At 74.6% G+C, this 16972-nt stretch carries 15 protein-coding genes and 1 pseudogene; 7 read left to right on the forward strand and 9 right to left on the reverse strand.

The genetic code is table 11. The annotated features are described in order from the left end of the window. Positions 1-9 precede the first annotated feature (9 nt). The 4 genes from ACZ4UV_RS29980 to lanKC all read right to left on the reverse strand — a co-directional run bounded on the left by ACZ4UV_RS29980 (position 10) and on the right by lanKC (position 6247). Positions 10-1677 (reverse strand): ATP-binding cassette domain-containing protein, encoded by a 1668-nt coding sequence (locus ACZ4UV_RS29980; protein ID WP_467842040.1) that lies wholly within the window; start codon positions 1675-1677, stop codon positions 10-12. Beyond that, positions 1674-3380, reverse strand: coding sequence for an ABC transporter ATP-binding protein (locus ACZ4UV_RS29985; RefSeq protein WP_467842042.1), 1707 nt, complete (start codon positions 3378-3380; stop codon positions 1674-1676). The genes ACZ4UV_RS29980 and ACZ4UV_RS29985 overlap by 4 nt, the downstream gene beginning before the upstream one ends. 100 nt (positions 3381-3480) lie before the next feature. Beyond that, on the reverse strand, positions 3481-3597 hold the full coding sequence (locus ACZ4UV_RS29990) for a SapB/AmfS family lanthipeptide (RefSeq protein ID WP_093506696.1): 117 nt from the start codon (positions 3595-3597) through the stop codon (positions 3481-3483). Positions 3598-3685: 88 nt separating this feature from the next. Continuing rightward, on the reverse strand, positions 3686-6247 hold the full coding sequence (lanKC, locus tag ACZ4UV_RS29995; protein ID WP_467842045.1) for a class III lanthionine synthetase LanKC: 2562 nt from the start codon (positions 6245-6247) through the stop codon (positions 3686-3688). Positions 6248-6444: 197 nt separating this feature from the next. Between lanKC and ACZ4UV_RS30000 the strand changes: the two genes are divergently transcribed. The 5 genes from ACZ4UV_RS30000 to rfbD all read left to right on the forward strand — a co-directional run bounded on the left by ACZ4UV_RS30000 (position 6445) and on the right by rfbD (position 12306). Beyond that, positions 6445-8892, forward strand: coding sequence for a SpoIIE family protein phosphatase (locus ACZ4UV_RS30000; protein WP_390036109.1), 2448 nt, complete (start codon positions 6445-6447; stop codon positions 8890-8892). A gap of 53 nt (positions 8893-8945) precedes the next feature. Then, positions 8946-9224: a hypothetical protein gene (locus ACZ4UV_RS30005; RefSeq protein ID WP_390036107.1), complete on the forward strand. Its 279-nt coding sequence runs from the start codon at positions 8946-8948 to the stop codon at positions 9222-9224. A 138-nt stretch (positions 9225-9362) separates the two neighbouring features. Continuing rightward, positions 9363-10430 carry a glucose-1-phosphate thymidylyltransferase gene (locus tag ACZ4UV_RS30010; protein WP_390036105.1) on the forward strand — a complete coding sequence of 356 codons (1068 nt, stop codon included), beginning with the start codon at positions 9363-9365 and terminating at the stop codon, positions 10428-10430. Beyond that, positions 10427-11425, forward strand: coding sequence for a dTDP-glucose 4,6-dehydratase (gene rfbB / locus ACZ4UV_RS30015; RefSeq protein ID WP_467842047.1), 999 nt, complete (start codon positions 10427-10429; stop codon positions 11423-11425). The genes ACZ4UV_RS30010 and rfbB overlap by 4 nt, the downstream gene beginning before the upstream one ends. Next, positions 11425-12306 (forward strand): dTDP-4-dehydrorhamnose reductase, encoded by an 882-nt coding sequence (gene rfbD / locus ACZ4UV_RS30020; protein ID WP_451020037.1) that lies wholly within the window; start codon positions 11425-11427, stop codon positions 12304-12306. Before rfbB ends, rfbD begins: the two co-directional genes overlap by 1 nt. A 134-nt stretch (positions 12307-12440) precedes the next feature. Here rfbD and ACZ4UV_RS30025 read toward each other — a convergent pair whose 3' ends face one another. The 3 genes from ACZ4UV_RS30025 to ACZ4UV_RS30035 are packed head-to-tail and all read right to left on the reverse strand — an operon-like array spanning position 12441 to position 14880. Continuing rightward, on the reverse strand, positions 12441-13025 hold the full coding sequence (locus ACZ4UV_RS30025; protein ID WP_390036099.1) for a hydrolase: 585 nt from the start codon (positions 13023-13025) through the stop codon (positions 12441-12443). A gap of 8 nt (positions 13026-13033) precedes the next feature. Then, complete coding sequence (locus ACZ4UV_RS30030) at positions 13034-14446, reverse strand: MFS transporter (RefSeq protein WP_467842051.1); 1413 nt, start codon at positions 14444-14446, stop codon at positions 13034-13036. Continuing rightward, complete coding sequence (locus tag ACZ4UV_RS30035; RefSeq protein WP_351496810.1) at positions 14443-14880, reverse strand: MarR family winged helix-turn-helix transcriptional regulator; 438 nt, start codon at positions 14878-14880, stop codon at positions 14443-14445. Before ACZ4UV_RS30035 ends, ACZ4UV_RS30030 begins: the two co-directional genes overlap by 4 nt. Positions 14881-14976: 96 nt before the next feature. Here ACZ4UV_RS30035 and ACZ4UV_RS30040 point away from each other — a divergent pair, with 96 nt between their 5' ends. Both ACZ4UV_RS30040 and ACZ4UV_RS30045 read left to right on the forward strand, forming a co-directional pair. After that, positions 14977-15477, forward strand: coding sequence for a metallophosphoesterase family protein (locus tag ACZ4UV_RS30040; RefSeq protein ID WP_467842054.1), 501 nt, complete (start codon positions 14977-14979; stop codon positions 15475-15477). 164 nt (positions 15478-15641) lie between these two features. Further along, positions 15642-15926, forward strand: a pseudogene (locus ACZ4UV_RS30045) (MFS transporter); the annotation flags it as partial. Between the two features lie 144 nt (positions 15927-16070). Here the strand turns inward: ACZ4UV_RS30045 and ACZ4UV_RS30050 are convergent. Next, on the reverse strand, positions 16071-16211 hold the full coding sequence (locus ACZ4UV_RS30050; protein WP_451020847.1) for a hypothetical protein: 141 nt from the start codon (positions 16209-16211) through the stop codon (positions 16071-16073). A gap of 130 nt (positions 16212-16341) precedes the next feature. Then, positions 16342-16959, reverse strand: a complete 618-nt coding sequence (locus ACZ4UV_RS30055; protein WP_467842057.1) for an SRPBCC family protein — start codon at positions 16957-16959, stop codon at positions 16342-16344. Between the last annotated feature and the right edge of the window lie 13 nt (positions 16960-16972).

Below are 16972 nucleotides of genomic sequence, written 5' to 3' on the forward strand. Positions count from 1 at the left end.
GCGCCCGTCTCACCGGGGGACGGACGGGTGTGACGAGGCCGCCAGGTCCCGGTACAGCGCGCAGGAGCGCAGCAGGTCCTCGTGGGTGCCGTAGGCCGTGCGGGGCCCGTCCAGCACCAGGATCCGCCCGGCGCGGCGGGCCGAGTCGATGCGGTGTGCGACGACCACCAGGGTGCCGCCGGGCCGCGTGGCGAACGCGTGCTCGGCGCGGGCCTCGGCCTCCGCGTCGAGATGGCAGGTGGCCTCGTCGAGGAGGGCGAGCGGCGCGGGGGAGAGGTAGGCGCGGGTCAGCGCGATCAGCTGCCGCTCGCCGGCGGACAGCGCCGCAGGACGCACCGGGGCGTCCGGACCGCCCAGTCGTTCGAGCAGCGGGCTGAGTCCGACCGCCTCGGCGGCGGCCAGCAGTTCCGGTCCCGGTACGGGGGCCGGGCGCAGCAGCCCGAGGTTCTCGGCGAGGGTGCCCGTGCAGACGTACGCCTCCTGCGGGATCAGCACCCGCAGCGCCGCCGCCCGCGCCCCCGGCACGGGGTGGCCGCACACCCGGACCGTGCCGTGTTCCGGGTTCAGCAGCCCGGCGGCCACCGCGGTCAGCGTCGATTTGCCGATCCCGCTCGGACCCACGACGGCGAGGTGACCGCCGTGCGGGACCTCGAGGTCGAGTGCGTCGAGGACGGGGGTGCTCGCCGGGCCGTAGGCGAAGGTGACGGCGGAGAGGGCGAGAGCGGGGGCGCCGGCGTCCGCTTCGCCTGCGGGCATCGGGGGCGCTTCGGTGTCCGCGGGCGGACGCAGTCTGCGCAGGACGACGGTGAGGCGCGCCCCGCCGGTGCCCAGGCCGTGCACGAGGTTCTGCAGGGCGGGGAGCAGGGACTGGGTGACGTAGGCGAGCGCGCCGACCAGGGCACCCGCGGTCACACCGTGCGCGAGCAGCCAGGGCGCGGCGGCGAGCAGCAGCACCAGGGGCAGCTGGCCGCCGACCGCGAGCGCCGCCACCCGTACGGCGCTCCAGCGGGCCAGCGCCCGGGCGGCCCGGAACTCCGCGTCCACCCGCTCCCCGACCCGGGCGGCGACCTGCTCCTCGGCCCCCGCCGCCGTGATGTCCCGCAACCCCGGGCCCACCTCCCCCAGTTCCGCCGCGAGCGCCTCGTCGGCGACCAGGAAGGCCTCCTGCCGGCGGGCCAGTGGCCGCAGGGCCGCCGCGAACAGTCCCAGTCCGGCCAGCAGCGGGGGCAGCACGACCAGCAGCAGCGGCGGCGCGAGCGCGGACAGCCCGGCGAGCGCGCCGGCGACCGTGAAGACGAACGACCGGGACACCAGCACCAGTCCGGCGAGGGTGTCCCGGGCGATCTCCACCTGCTGGGTCAGCCGGGACAGTGATCCCCGGTCCGCCTCCCGCACCCCGCGCGCGACCACCCCCACCACCAGCCGGTCCCGCACCGGCTCGACGAGGTCGGCGACCACGCCGTACACCCGCCGCGTCCCGTACGCCCCGGCCGCCACCCCGGCAGCGGCCACGGCGAGCCACCACAGCCCGGTCCGGGTGTTCCCGGCCAGGAACCCGGTGTCGAGCGCGCGGGCCAGGGCGTATCCGAGGAGAAAGGTCTGCCCGGTCTCCAGCAGCGACCAGCACACCAGGCGCGCCCATGCGGCCCGGCGCACCTGGAGCGGCGAGGCGGTCACCGTGCCGCTCCCTCGGCCGCCCGCGCACCGAACACCGCCCGGTACTCCGGATCACGCCACAGCTCCGCATGGGGACCCACCGCCCGCACCCGGCCGCCGTCCAGCCAGGCCACCGTGTCCGCACGGGCCGCGGTCGAGACCCGGTGCGCCACGATCAGCCGGGTCGGCCCCGGGCCCGGCGCCAGCAGGGCCGCGGCGACGCGGTGTTCGGTCACGGTGTCCAGCCCGGAGAGGGCGTCGTCCAGGATCAGCAGCCGGCCGGGGTGCGCGAACGCGCGGGCGAGGCCGAGGCGCTGGGCCTCGCCGCCGGAGCGCGGGGCGTCGGCCAGCCGGGTCGCCCAGCCGTCGGGCAGCCGGCGGATGTAGGCGTCCGCCTGCGCCTTGCGGGCGGCGGAGCGGAGGTCGGCGGGGGAGGGGGTGGTGAGACCGAAGGCGATGGTGTCCGCGACGGTCGTACCGAGGAGGGCCGGGCGGGCGAAGGCATGGGTGACGGCGCGGCGCAGCTCGTCGTGGCGGAGGGCGGCCAGCGGGACGCCGTCCAGCAGGACCTCCCCCGCGTCCGGGTCGGCCAACCGCCCGGCGAGTGCGGCCAGCAGGGACTTGCCGGTGCCGGAGCGGCCGACGACGGCTAGGGCGGTGCCGCCGGGGACGGTCAGGTCCACGCCGTCCAGCATCGTGCGGCCGCCCCGGTGGACGGTGGCTCCGCGCAGTTCCAGGCGGCCGGGGCCGGGCGGGAGCCGGTCGCTGCCGTGGGCCGGTGCGGGGTGGGTCAGCACCTCGGCGAGGCGGCGCGCGGAGGCGTGCGCCCGGGTGGCGGCGGCGAGCTGGCCGACCAGCACGCCGACGCCGGTCGCGAGGACGGCGTAGCGGGAGGCGGCGAGCAGTTCTCCGACGGAGATCCGGTGGCGGGAGAGCAGGAGGCCCGCCACCGCCACGACGGCGAGCTGGAGGAGGGGACCCACGGTGACCGCCTGGGCGGCGGCCCGGCCCTGCACCCGCCACATGCGGTGCCCGGCGCGGGCGAGATCCGGCAGCGGGCGCAGCACGCGCTCCGCCTCCCGGGTCTGGAGCCCGGCCGCCACGATCGTCCGGTGGCCCTCGACCGCCTCCGCCAGCGCCGTCGCGATCCGACCCTGCTCCCGCTGGTACTCGGTGACGCACGCCGAGGTGTCCCGGGTGAACGCCCGCAGCAGCAGGGCGAGGACGGGTGCCCCGGCCAGGAACACGGCCGCGAGCCACGGATCGACGAGACCGAGCGCGACCACCCCGCCGACCGGACCGGCCAGCGCGGCGAGCAGCGCGGCGAGGGCGGCGGGCCCGGTCCCGGCCTGCGCGGCGTTCCCGACCAGCCGGCCGACCAGGTCCCCGGCGCCGAACCGGGCCGACGCACGCGGTCCCAGCGCCAGCACCTGCCCGGTGACCCGTTTGCGCAGCCCGGCCGTCACCCGTGCGTCGACGGTCCCGGCGAGCACGCCCGCGCAGCCGTCCAGCAGCGCCAGCAGCAGCACGAGTCCGGCGGCCCGGGCCACCCACGCGGTCGCCGGGGCGCCCACCAGCAGCAGGTCGAGGGCGTGGCCCAGCACCGCGGGCAGCAGCAGCCCCGCCGCCGTGGCCGCCGTGCTCACCAGGCCCAGGGCGGCGCAGCGCGCCCCGGCGTGGCGCAGGGCGGTGCGTATCGGATCGCGGTGCGGGGGTCGGGTCATCGCGGCAGTCCTCGTAGCGGCGAAGGCCCCGGACGGACCCCCTCCCGAAGGAGAGGGCCGCCCGGAGCCGGTTTCGTGGTGCCGGTCAGGGACGGAGCAGTCAGAGACAGAGCAGAACGCTCGCCGCCGAGACGCACGACAGCAGGCTCACCGTGCTGGCGCCGCCGCCGTCGTGACCTTCCTCGGACTCCATCGTCTGCAGGTCGAGCAGTGCCATAACGTGTCCTTTCCGGGGGCCGAGCGGCCCCCCGGGTGTGATCGGGGACGGGGTTGTGTCACGACTCCGCCGAAGCGCGGAGCCGCGTTCAGGGGGCCGCCAGTGGCGGCGGGAGGAACGGCAGGTGGGCGGCGCGGTCGCCGTCGAGGGCGGCGGTGAGCGCCAGCAGACACCCGGCGGTTCCGGTCGCGAGGTCCATGGAGAGCCGCATCATCTGGTGGCCGGGAAAGGCGAGCTGGCCCTGGTAGGCCATCGCGAGCCAGCCGAGTCCGTCGATCTGCGCGGCGAGCCGCTGCGGGTCGGCGCCGGTGCGGGCGAGGTGCAGGATCATGCCCGCGCGGCCCTGGAAGAGGCCCGGCTGGGCGTAGAAACGCGAGGTGGCGGCGGTGTGGATCGCGTCCCGGGCGCGCTCGAAGTCACCGGTCCCGTCCGTCCCGTGGGCGAGCCAGTCGTCGAGCACCATGCCGATCCCCACGCTGCCGTCGCCGAGGTAGGGCAGCGTGCGCCACCCCTCGTCGACCTCCAGGCCCCCGCCCTTCTGCACCACACAGCGGTCCAGGTCCCGGCGCAGTGCCCGGCCGGCCGCAGCCAGCAGGGCGGCGTCGCCGGTCCGTTCGTGGCGCCGCAGCAGGAACAGCGCGGGCCCGGACGCGCCTCGCAGCAGTCCGGCGCGGCGCCGGGGCGTGTCCGGGAGCGGTTCGGCGAGACGTCGCAGGAGGATCTCCGCGGCCTCGGCGGCGCGGGCGCGCAGCTCCCGCTCGCCGGTCGCGTCGGCGAGGGAGTCCAGGACCAGGCCCAGGCCGGCCAGGCCGCCGTGCAGGTCGGAGGAGAGGCTGCGCCAGTTCTCCCGGAGGACGCCGTCGACGAGGTCCAGGGCGCGCTGCCGGTGGCCGAGCAGGTCCAGGACGTGGGCGACGCCCGCGAGACCGTCGTACAGGCCGAGCGGGGTGCCGGGCGGCGGGGGCGCGGTGTGGTCGAGCAGCCAGCGCTCACCCTCCTCGTACCGTCCGGCGCCGGCCCGGTCCAGGGCGTACAGCACCCCGGCGGCACCGTGCGCGAGGCCGAGGCCGCCGCCGTCCCCGAACTGGGCGATGTCACCGGGGAAGAGCCGGTCGTCGCGCCCGGGGGTCGCGGAGGCGAGGATCGCCTTGGCCATCGAGTCCCGGCTGTGCGGCCACTCCGCCGGTACGACCGGACGCGCGGCCGGGGCGCCCCGGGTGATCTCCGCGACCGCCTCGTCCAGGAACCCGCGCGGCACGTCCGGGAACTGACCGGCGATCACGTCCGCGAGATGGGCCGCCTTGCCGCGGTCCACGACGAACAGCGTGGTCACGGGCAGGAAGAGGGCCAGGCGCAGACAGGCCAGCGCATACCGGTCCACCTCGGCGCCCCGGCGGTCCGGCGGGGCGAAGAAGCCGGGATGGGCGACCACCTGACGGCCGTTCTCCCCGGCCGGGGCGGCCGCCTCGAAGTCGATGAGGAACACCGACTCCTCGTCGGGCCCGACCATGATGTTGAAGACGTGCAGGTCGTTGAAGACGATCCCGCGCGCGTGCACCGCCGCCACGGCCTCCTCCACCTTCCGGTGGATGCGCAGCGCCCAGGCCGTGTAGTCCCGTACCGCCCCGGGATCCGGGTCCGCGGTGAGCAGCGGATGCCGTTCGGCGAAGAAGGCGTTGAGCGGGCGGCCCTCGAGGAGGTCCATCACCAGGAACCGGTGCTCGCCCAGCGTGAACCAGTCCCGGACCTCGGGGACCACCCCGGTGCCGGCCACCGCCTCGAGAGCGGCCTTCTCCCTGCCCAGCCGGGTGACGGCGTCGGCGCCGTCGGCCGCCAGCCCCGCGTGCGGCCGCCCCTCCTTCAGCACCACCCGCCGCCCGTCCCGGGTGTCGGTCCCGGCGTACACCCCGCCGCCGTTGGAGAAGTGCAGCGCCTTCTCGATCCGGTACGGCAGCTCGCCCACCGTCGTGGCCTCCCGTGCCGCCAGCTGCGGCCGCAGGAACTCCGGCAGCGTCACCCACTCCGGCACCTGGAAGGCCGGCGTCCGCCGGTCCGGCACCGGCTTGCCGGCGCCGTCCCGCACCGCCGTCACCAGCGCACCGCGCTCGTCGACGACGTACGTGCGCGCGAACGCGCCGTAGCGGACGTACAGCGGTCCGTCGTTCCAGCGCAGGTCGGTCAGGATGTACGGTCCCTCGAAACCCTCCAGGAGGGCGCCCAGCTCCCGCAGCACCTCCTGCAGACGGCCCTCGTCGGGCGGGTACACCGTGACGAACTTCCCACTGGTGTCGCGGGCCGCGTACTTGGCGTTGCGCAGGTGCAGCAGGTGCGGTCCCGGGACGAACTTGAACGGGATGCGGCGCGGTACGCAGTAGTCCCACACGATCTCCGCGATCCGCTCCGCGTTCGCCCGGGTGGCCGATGAGTGGATCTTCCAGCCCTGGGCCGGCGAGGGCAGCGGCGCGTCGTCCGCGCCGAGCGGGGTCATGGTCAGCCAGTCCCCGGAGCGCGCCGCGTGCCAGCCCTCGGGCACCGCGCGACGCGCCGTGGCGAACAGCCGCTCCGCCCGCGGCCCGTTGGTACCGAGCCGGTCCGGCGTGTCGTAGAAGTGTCCGTCGGCCAGCGCGTACACCTCGTACCGTCCGTCCATCTGAGTCCCCCTCCGTGGGCCGGCCTCGACACTTCCAGGCGTCGCACGGTCGCGGACAGTCACGTCCGTCACGACATCCCTGTGCGGAACGCACGGGTCAAGACATGTTCGGTGGGTTTCGAGCGCGTCGGCGCCCCGCCCTCCACGGAACGGTCACAGGGGCTGCGCAGACGCCTCATAAGCGCTGTAATGGCGGCGTGGTCAGTGAGGGTGCTGCGATACGCGGAACGAGAACGGATCGCGCCGAAATCGCCCTCGAAACACTCACTGGCGATCCCGGCGCACCCGATCGGCTCCGCCGCGTGCTCGAACAGGCGCTGGTGTTCGCGGGCGCGGCCTTCGCCGGGGTGTACACCCCGGGCGACGACGGGGCCGTGCTGCGCCTCGCCGAGTCGGCGGGCCTGCCCCGCACCCTGTACGGGCTGCGCGACGCCTACCCGGCGATCGGACGGTCCCCGGCGGCGGAGGCGTACGGCACCGGGCGGCCCCTCTGGCTGGCCCCCGACGAGCTGGCCGGCTGCCCCGAGGCACGGCGGACCCCGTCCCAGGAGTTCTGGCTGGCCGCCCTGCCGGTGCCCGGCGGCGCCGGGCTCCTCGTGGCCGTCAGCGAGCGCGACGACGGGTTCGGCCCCGAGGACCGCGCCTGCCTGGACCTGGTGGCCCGGGCGATCGCCCTCCCCGCCCCGCTGCCGGCGGCGGCGGACACCGGCGAACTGCCCGCAGGCGCCTTCAGCCTCGCCATGGATACCGGCCGGATCGCGGTCGGCGACGGCATCCTCGACCTCTTCCGGATGGGCCGGGACGAGTTCGACGGCAAGGTCGAGACGCTGCTGGGCCGCACCCTGCCCGAGGACCTGCCCGCCCTGATGTCCGTCGTCGAGGCCGACCACATGTCCATCGGCGACCGCGAGCTGGAGTTCCGGATCCTCCAGCCGTCCGGCCCGCCCAAGTGGCTGCGGCTGCGCGGCCGGCTGGTGCCCGGCGGCGAAGGACGCCCGGCCCGGCTGGCCGGCACCGTCGCCGACGCCTCCACGCTCCGCTCGGACGCCACCGACGTGACCCGCGTGCAGCAGCTCGCCGCCGCCCTGGCCACCGCCCGCACGGTCAGGGACGTCGGCCAGGCCGTCGTCAACGCCCTGCGCGAGCCGCTCAAGGCCGACCGGATCGCCCTGGCCGAACTGGAGAACGACCGCCTGGTCGTCACCGTCCTCGACCCGCCCGAGGCCGAGTCCTGGCCCGAGCTGTGGCGCAGCGAGTGGCGCAGCGAGTGGCCCGACGCCCCGGTGCGGGCCATGCCCACCCTCGCCGCCGCCCTGCGCGAGGGCCGCGCCCAGATCTGGCCCGCCCGGGCCGCGCTGGAGCCCGCCCTCGCCGAGGTCGGTCCCGGCGGCCTCGCCGTCCTTCCGCTGCCCGCCGGCGGCCGGATGGCCGGCGCCTGCCTGATCGGCTGGGACGCCCCGCACGACTTCGGATCAGACGAACGCGCCCTGCTCACCGCCTCCGCGGGTCTCGCCGGCGAGGCCCTGATGCGCGCCCACGCCTTCGACGCCGAGCACGAACTCGTCGGGATGCTCCAGCGCGCCCTGCTGCCGCGCCGGCTGCCCGGGCTGCCCGGCGCCGAGGCCGTCGCCCGCTACCTGCCCACCAGCGAGGGCGGCCTGGAGGTCGGCGGCGACTGGTACGACGTTATCCCGCTGACCGACAACCACGTCGCCCTCGTCATCGGCGACGTCCAGGGCCACAACGCGAGCGCCGCCGCCCTCATGGGCCAGATGCGCACCGCCCTGCGCGCCTACGCCGCCGAGGGGCACACCCCCGACGTGGTCGTCTCGCACGCCAACCGGCTGCTCCTGGACATGGAGAGCGACCTCTTCGCCACCTGCTGCTACGTCGACGTCGACATGGAGGACGGCACCGCCTGGTGCGTGCGCGCCGGACACCTGCCGCCCGTGCTGCGTCACCCGGACGGCACCACGCGGATCACCGAGACCGAGGGCGGCCCGCCGCTCGGCGTGCTCGGCCGGACCGAGTTCCCGATGACCCAGCTGAGCCTGCGCCCCGGCACCGTGCTCGCACTCACCACCGACGGCCTGGTCGAGTCCCCCGACGCCGACATCGACGACGGCATGGAGCGCTTCGCCCGCGACCTCGCCGGCTCCGACCCGGCCCACCTCGGTCTGGTCGCCGACGCCCTGCTCGGCAACGCCCACCGCGCCGACGACGTCGCCCTGCTGCTGATGCGCTACGACGGCATGGCCGTCCGCCCGCTGCGGGAGAGCTGGACCGTGTGGCGGGTCCCCGAGGCGGCCCGGCACGCTCGCCGCTTCAGCAGGCGCACCCTGCGCTCCTGGGGCGTGACCGACGAGGGCATGGACGTGGCCCTGCTGGTCGTCTCCGAGCTGGTCACCAACGCCCTCATCCACACCGACGGACCCGTCCGGCTCGACCTGACCCTGGTCGACCACCGGCTGCGGGTCGCCGTCGCCGACGCCTCGCCGCGCAGCCCGGTGAAGCCCACCAACATCGGCTGGGAGGCCACCGGCGGGCGCGGCATCCTCCTGGTGGAGGCGGTGTCCACCGCCTGGGGGACCGTGCCGGCCAGCGGCGGCAAGCAGGTGTGGGCGGATCTCGTCCTGGCGGACTGACCTCCACCGCTCTCGACAGGCGGCCCGGCCCGACTCTCCTTAGTGTCCTTGACGTGGCACACACCTTCGAAGAGCTCGTGGCGAAGCACCGCGCGGCCGACGCGGCCCACGAGAAGGTCCTGGAACTGCGGGACGCCTACGGGCCACCGGCCCGGCAGCAGTCGGGCGGCGCCCAGTCGGAGACCTACGAGACGGCCCTGCGCGCCTGGCGCGACCTGGCCCGGGACGAACTGACCGCGGTGAACGAGTACGCCCGCGACGAGGGCCGCTCCAGGGCCGAGATCGAGGCCGAGGTGGAACGCGCGGCAGCCTGGCCGGCGGAGGGCTCCTGACCAGCGGACAAACAGGGCGGGATGCCGTTACGGGGCACCTCGTGGTCACATGACGTCCGCACCGAGGCCATACTGTCGTAACCAGTCAGGAAAACAGAAGAACGTCTCAATCAGATGTTCACCTATAAGGTGTAGCGAATGAAGGCTTTGGTGCTCTCCGGCGGTGCCGGAACCCGGCTGCGGCCGATCACCCACACATCGGCGAAACAGCTCGTACCGGTGGCGAACAAACCCGTGCTCTTCTACGGGCTCGAATCCCTGGCCGCCGCGGGCGTCACCGAGGTCGGGATGATCGTCGGCGACACCGCCGCCGAGATCGAGGAGGCGGTGGGCGACGGGTCGAAGTTCGGCCTGGACGTCACCTACATCCCCCAGGACCAGCCGCTGGGCCTGGCCCACGCGGTGCTGATCGCCCGCGAGTTCCTCGGCGACGACGACTTCGTCATGTACCTGGGCGACAACTTCATCGTCGGCGGCATCAGCGGACTGGTCGACGAGTTCCGCGAGACCCGCCCGGACGCCCAGATCCTCCTCACCCACGTGCCCAACCCGCGCGCCTTCGGCGTCGCCGAGCTGGACGCCGACGGCCAGGTGGTCGGGCTGGAGGAGAAGCCGCAGGAGCCCAAGAGCGACCTCGCCCTGGTCGGTGTGTACCTCTTCACGCCGGCCATCCACGACGCCGTCCGCGCCATCAAGCCGTCCTGGCGCGGCGAACTGGAGATCACCCACGCCATCCAGCACCTCATCGACCAGCGTGCCGACGTGCGCTCCACGGTGATCAAGGGCTACTGGAAGGACACCGGCAACGTCGTCGACATGCTGGAGGTCAACCGGACCGTCCTGGAGTCCCAGGAGCCGCGCATCGACGGCGAGGTCGACGAGGCCAGTCAGATCGTCGGCCGCGTGGTCGTCGAGGCGGGCGCGCGGGTCACCGGCTCCCGGATCGTCGGCCCGGTCGTGATCGGCGCCGGGACCGTCGTCAGCGACTCGTACGTGGGCCCCTTCACGTCGGTCGCCGAGAACTGCCGGATCACCGAGAGTGAGCTGGAGTTCTCCATAGTGCTGCGGGACTCCTCCATCGACGGGGTGGGCAGGATCGAGTCCTCGCTGATCGGCCGGCACGTCGAGGTCACCCCGGCACCCGGCACCCCCAGCGCCCACCGCCTCGTTCTCGGAGACCACAGCAAGGTGCAGATCCGTTCATGAATCTCCTCGTCACCGGCGCCGCCGGCTTCATCGGCTCCACGTACGTCCGCGGCCTGCTCGCCGCCGACGCGCCCGACGCGCCGCACATCACCGGGCTGGACAAGCTCACCTACGCGGGCACCCTGACGAACCTGCCCGAGTCGCACCCCCGGCTGACCTTCGTGCAGGGCGACATCTGCGACGCGGAGCTGGTCGACAAGCTCATGGCCGAGGCCGACCAGGTCGTGCACTTCGCGGCCGAGTCGCACGTCGACCGCTCCATCGACGGGGCCGGCGCGTTCGTCCGCACCAACGTGGTCGGCACCCAGACCCTCCTGGACGCGGCCCTGCGCCACGGCGTCGGCCCGTTCGTGCACGTCTCCACCGACGAGGTCTACGGCTCCATCGAGACCGGCTCCTGGCCCGAGAGCCACCCGCTCCAGCCGAACTCGCCGTACTCCGCCTCCAAGGCCTCCTCGGACCTGCTCGCGCTGGCCTTCCACCGCACCCACGGCCTGGACGTCCGCGTCACCCGCTGCTCCAACAACTACGGGCCGCACCAGTTCCCCGAGAAGGTCATCCCGCTCTTCGTGAGCAACCTGCTCGACGGCAAGAACGTGCCCCTGTACGGCGACGGCAGCAACGTCCGCGACTGGCTGCACGTCGAGGACCACTGCCAGGGCATCGACCTGGTCCGCACCGGCGGCCGGGCCGGCGAGGTCTACAACATCGGCGGCGGCACCGAGCTCAGCAACAAGGAGCTCACCGGCCTGCTGCTGGAAGCCTGCGGCGCCGGCTGGGAGCGCGTGGACCGGGTCGCCGACCGCAAGGGCCACGACCAGCGCTACTCCGTCGACTGGAGCAAGATCCACGACGAGCTGGGCTACACCCCCAAGCACGACTTCACCTCCGGCCTCGCCGACACCGTCGCCTGGTACCGCGACAACCGGGACTGGTGGGAGCCGCTCAAGGAGCGCGCCGCCCTGGAGTCCCGCAAGGAGCAGGAGAAGCGCTGATGAAGTGGCTCGTCGCCGGAGCGGGCGGCATGCTCGGCCACGACGTGACCGAGGAACTCGCCCGCCGGGGTGAGGAGGCCGTGGCCCTCGGCCGCGCCGACCTCGACATCACCAGTGCCGGCTCGGTGGACTCGGCGCTCGCCGCGCACCGGCCCGACCTGGTGGTCAACTGCGCCGCGTACACGGCCGTCGACGACGCCGAGACCGACGAGGAGCGGGCGCTGCTGATCAACGGCGAGGGCCCGCGCCTGCTGGCCCGCGCCGCCGCCCGGCACGGCGCCCGCCTCGTCCACGTCTCGACGGACTACGTCTTCGACGGCGAGGCCCGCACCGCCCCGTACCCCGAGGACCATCCGACGGCCCCGCGCACCGCCTACGGGCGCACCAAGCTCGCGGGCGAGCGGGCCGTCCTGGCGGAACTCCCGGGCGCCAGCGCGGTCGTCCGCACCGCCTGGCTGTACGGCACGCACGGGAAGAACTTCGTGCGCACCATGATCGAGCTGGAGTCCCGCCGGGACACCCTCGACGTCGTCGACGACCAGCGCGGCCAGCCCACCTGGAGCGCCGACCTGGCCGCCCGGATCGCCGACCTCGGCCCCCGCCTGGGCCGGGACGACCGGGCGCACGGTGTCTTCCACGGCACCAACTCCGGTGCGGCCACCTGGTGTGAGCTGGCCCGGGAGGTGTTCCGCCTGCTCGGTGCCGACCCGGAGCGGGTGCGCCCCACCACCAGCGAGGCGTTCGTCCGCCCGGCACCCCGCCCGGCCTACAGCGCCCTCGGGCACGACCGGTGGGCCGAGGTGGGTCTGGAACCGCTGCGGGACTGGCGGCAGGCCCTGGCGGAGGGGCTGCCGCTCATCCGCAAGGAGCTGTCCGCGTAGGACGCTTCAGCACCAACGCACCGCAGGGCGGCCGACGGCTCATCGAGCGCATCGGCCGCCCTGCGGCGCATCAGAGCGCTGCCCGGGCACCTTCCGCGGCGGCCCCGGCAGCCGGTCCCGGCGATCGGGCCGGTTCAGCCGTGGGTCTTGGCGAGCAGCTCCAGGACCTCGGCCGTGCTGCCGGACTCGCCGAGCCGGGGGAAGATCCGCTCGACGCTGCCCCGGTGCGCCTCGCCGTCGCCGTCGGCCATGGCGTCGGTGGCGAGCGTCACGTGGTAGCCGTGCGCGTAGGCGTCGCGGGCGGTGGACTCCACGCCGATGCTGGTGGCGATGCCGGCCAGCACGATCTGGGTGACGCCCCGGCGGCGCAGCTGGACGTCGAGGTCGGTGCCGTGGAAGGCGCTCCAGTTGTGCTTGGTGACCCGGATGTCGCCGGGGTGGCCGGAGAGTTCGTCGACGACGGCGTCCCAGCCCTCCGGGAAGGCGAGGCCGCGCGCCTGGCGCTCGGTGCGGCCCGGGACGGCGTCGGCGAAGTCGGCCGCGAAGGAGACCCGGACCAGGACGACGGGCAGGCCCTGGGCGCGGAAGGCGTCGGCGAGCTCCACCGTGCGGGCCACCACCTCGGGGCCGGTGTGCGGCTGGGTGGGCATGCCCACGATGCCCTGCTGGAGGTCGATGACGACAAGGGCGGTGCGCGGGTCGAGCGTGCTCAGAGACATGGGGTGGATCAGGCCTTTCGGGGGGCTTGACGGGGTTCGGGGGTGAGCCGGGCCAGGGAGCGGTCCGGCAGGGTGATCGCCAGCAGCAGTGCCGAGCCGGCGAGCATGAACAGGGCCAGGCCGTGCAGCCCGCCCGTGTCGGCGCGGTGCGGGTAGAACGCCGCGGTGGCGGCGGAGGCCCCCAGCGCGCCGAGGTACATGAAGGTGCGCAGCAGCCCGGCGGCGGAACCGATCCGCTCCGGGTCGGCCTGCCGGTACAGCGCGGTCTGCCCGGCGAGTCCGAGCAGGCCCTGCGGGATGCCGAGCAGCGCGCCGACCGCGAGCAGCAGCCAGACCGGGCTGCCGGCGCCGACCGGCAGCAGGGCCGCGCAGCCGGCGATCTGCAGCACGGAGCCGACGACCAGCTTGCCGCGGACGGCCTCCCGGCGTCCGGTGAGCGTGGCGGTGACGAGCGCGGCGGCCGACAGCGGAAGCAGGGCGAGTCCGGCGGTGGAGGCGTCGAGTCCGCGGCCCTGCTCCAGCCACTGCGTGTAGCCGTACAGGAAGGCGTACGAGGTGGTGTACGCGAGCAACTGGCGCACGTAGGTGACGACGAGCGGGACGTTGCCGCCGAGGACGCGCAGGTCGACGAACGGGTCGGGCACCCGCAGCTCCCGGGCCGCGAAGACGGCGGCCGTGACCACGGCCAGCGCCGGCAGGTACCAGCGGCCGGGCCGCGGGCTCATCAGGAACAGCATCAGCGAGACCAGCAGGACGGCGAACAGGGCCATGCCGGGCAGGTCCATGCGCTGCCGGTGCGCGGCGGTCGCGGTCCTCGGCAGCCACTTCACGCCGAGCACCAGACAGGCCGCGGAGAGCGGCACGTTGACGGTGAACACCAGGTGCCAGCCGCCGGCGCCGATCAGAATCCCGCCCAGCGTCGGACCGATCACGGCGACGGTCTGGGCGGACACCGCGAGCGCGGTCAGCACCGCGGCCGGGCTGTCCTGCCCGGTGCGCTCGGCCTCGCTGCGGGTCAGCCGCATCGCCGCCGGGTACGCCGCCGACGTACCGAAGCCGAGCAGCACCCGCGCCGCGATCAGCACGCCCAGCGAGGGTGCCAGCGCGCCCATCAGCCCGGCGACGCCCACCAGGCCGGTACCGACGAGGTAGAGCCGGCGCGGCCCGTACACGTCCACGAGCCGGCCGATCACCGGCTGGCCCACGGCGGTCGCCAGGTACAGCGCGGTGACCAGCCATGCCGTCTCGGCGGGCGGGGCCCCGAAGGCGATGCCGATCGGCACCAGGGCCACCGCGATCATCGAGGAGTTGATCGGGTTCAGTACGGACCCGAGGACCATCGGCGCGATCAGCCGCCGGTCGAATCCGGCGGGGGCCGGGCGGGTGTCCTTGCGGGTTCCTGCGGCGAGCCTCGGTATCACGGGCGCGACAGCCGTTCGAGCAGCTCGATCGCGGTGAGCAGGGTCCGGCGCTCGTCGTCGGTGTACCGGTCCTGGAAGGCGCGGGCCAGCCACTCGTCACGCGCCTGCCGGTTGCCCTCGACGCGGGCCTGGCCGGCCTCGGTCAGGGTGACCAGCTGGCGGCGGCCGTCGCTCGGGTCGGGGCTGCGGCGGATCAGCCCCTGCTGGTCGAGCGCGGCCAGGGTGGCGGCCATCGACTGGGGGCGCACCCCTTCGGCGGAGGCCAGCGCACTGGCCGTGGCCGCGCCGTGCTTCGACACCAGGGTGAGGGCCGACTCCTGCGACGGGGTGAGGTCCGCGTCCTGGGCGACCTCCCGGATGCGGCGGCGCAGCCGGCTGAACATCACGCGCAGGTCGCGTGCCGCACGGGTCGCGGAATCGGAGATCTCTGCCATGCGTCCACCGTAGAACCGGCAGCCGAAACTGTCCAGTCGGAACTGTTAAGTCTTGACTGAAGATCTTTCCGAGGTCCGGTGACCTAGGCTGGCCCGGTGCGCCTGCTCCTGACCTCCGACACCCACCTCCCCCTGCGCGCCAGGCGGCTCCCGGACGAGCTCCTCGCCGAACTCCCGCGCGCGGACGTCGTCCTGCACGCCGGCGACTGGGTCGACGAGGCCACCCTCGACCTGCTGGAGAGCCGCAGCCGCCGGCTCGTCGGGGTGTACGGCAACAACGACGGCCCGGGCCTGCGCGCCCGGCTCCCCGAGGTGGCCTACGCCGACCTGGGCGGCCTGCGCTTCGGGGTGATCCACGAGACCGGTCCCGCCCAGGGCCGCGAGGCCCGCTGCGCCGCCCGCTTCCCGGACCTGGACGTCCTGGTCTTCGGCCACAGCCACATCCCCTGGGACACCACGGCCCCGGGCGGCCTGCGCCTGCTCAACCCCGGCTCCCCGACCGACCGCCGCCGCCAGCCGCACTGCACCTACCTGACGGCGACCGTCACCGGCGGCGCCCTCACCGAGGTGACCCTCCACCGGCTGCCGCCCCGCTGACGACCGGCTTGCGGCGGGGCGGCAGGAGGCGGCCGATCAGAGGGGTGCGTCGGTGCGGGGTGGTAACCCGCAACGCATGGCAGACACACCGGCAACGCTGCTCCGGCGCGCGATGAGCCCGGCGCGGGTGTCGGCGGACCTGGGGGCACCCCCTCTGGGGGAGGGTGGTCGATGGCTACGCGCTGGCGCTCGCCTCGCTGATGCTCACCAGCGGCGCCGCCGGGGACCGGTACGGGCATCGCAGAGTCGTGCTGGCAGGGCTCGCCGTGTTCGGAGCCGGCTCGCCGGCGTGCGGGCTCGCCCCGGACGTGGCGGTGCTGGTCGCCGCGCGGGTGGCGCAGGGCGTCGGTGCCGCGCTGCTGCTGCCGGGCACGCTGGCCATCATCGGCCGCGCCTTTCGGGAACCGGCCGCGCGCGCTCGGGCGATCGGGGTGTGGGCGGGCATCGGGAGCCTGGCACCAACCCGCGCCCTCCCACACCGCTCCACCACAACACCCCAGAAACACGACCAACCGATGCTCGGCCACGGCCAGCGCCACCAGGGCCGCGACGGCGAGCAGGGCGGCGGTCACCGCCTCGGCCGGGCGGGCATGTTAGATGAACGCGTACGTCACCGCCGGCAGCGCAAGGCCGCTGAAGACCATGCCGGGGAGGTCGAGCCGCGGCGCCCGTTCGTCGACGCTCTCCGTCACCACGGCCGCCGACCAGGCCAGGGCGAGGAGCACGATCGGCACATTGACCAGGAAGACGGCCCGCCAGCCGAGCGCCTCCGTCAGCGCGCCACCGAGCAGCGGCCCGGCCGGCAGCCTGGTCGTGTTTCTGGGGTCGCGGTGGCGCGGTGTGGGGGAGGGGCGGGCGGTGTCGTTATCGGTGTGGGGAAGGGCGGCGCCTCCGCCGTAGCCTTGTCAGTGCCCAGGCAAGCAGGGCGGCCGCCGCTGCTGTCGCCGCCACGCGCTTGGCCACGGGCAGGCCCGCCGTGCGCAGCAGGTTGAGCGGCTCCGGTTCCTGCTCGTCGGCCGGTTCCGGGGTGTCGTCCCGCCGTTCGGCCAGACGCTCCGCCAGGCAGGCCGCGAACTGGCCCACCAGGCGGTCGCCCACCTCGGACAGCACCCCGCGCCCGAACTGGGCCGGGCGGCCTGTCACCGTCAGGTCCGTGCGCACCGAGACCGCCGTGCCGTCGCCGTGTTCGGTGAGGGTGCCGGTGACCGTGGCCCTGGCCGTGCCCTGCCCGCGGGTCTCCCGGCCGCTGGCCGCAAGCACCATCCGGTGCGCCGACTCGTCCTGTTCCTCGAACACCGCCGTACCCCGGTAGGTCACCGTGACCGGGCCGACCTTGACCTTCACCGAGCCGGTCACGGTCTTCCCGTCGTAGTCCTCGACCACGGCGCCCGGCAGGCACGGCGCGACCCGCTCGATGTCGAGGAGCGCCGGCCAGGCCTCGTCGACCGGCACGGGGACGGTGAACTCGTGGTGCAGTTCCATGACTCACTCCTCC

The organism is Streptomyces sp. NPDC028289 (genome assembly GCF_055565975.1).

Bases quoted from the DNA above. Each gene is read 5' to 3' on its own strand.
- ACZ4UV_RS29985 (WP_467842042.1), bottom strand. From the start codon at position 3,380: ATGACCCGACCCCCGCACCGCGATCCGATACGCACCGCCCTGCGCCAC.
- ACZ4UV_RS30025 (WP_390036099.1), bottom strand. From the start codon at position 13,025: ATGTCTCTGAGCACGCTCGACCCGCGCACCGCCCTTGTCGTCATCGAC.
- lanKC (WP_467842045.1), bottom strand. From the start codon at position 6,247: ATGGACGGACGGTACGAGGTGTACGCGCTGGCCGACGGACACTTCTAC.
- rfbD (WP_451020037.1), top strand. From the start codon at position 11,425: ATGAAGTGGCTCGTCGCCGGAGCGGGCGGCATGCTCGGCCACGACGTG.
- ACZ4UV_RS29990 (WP_093506696.1), bottom strand. From the start codon at position 3,597: ATGGCACTGCTCGACCTGCAGACGATGGAGTCCGAGGAAGGTCACGAC.
- ACZ4UV_RS30055 (WP_467842057.1), bottom strand. From the start codon at position 16,959: ATGGAACTGCACCACGAGTTCACCGTCCCCGTGCCGGTCGACGAGGCC.
- rfbB (WP_467842047.1), top strand. From the start codon at position 10,427: ATGAATCTCCTCGTCACCGGCGCCGCCGGCTTCATCGGCTCCACGTAC.
- ACZ4UV_RS30010 (WP_390036105.1), top strand. From the start codon at position 9,363: ATGAAGGCTTTGGTGCTCTCCGGCGGTGCCGGAACCCGGCTGCGGCCG.
- ACZ4UV_RS30035 (WP_351496810.1), bottom strand. From the start codon at position 14,880: ATGGCAGAGATCTCCGATTCCGCGACCCGTGCGGCACGCGACCTGCGC.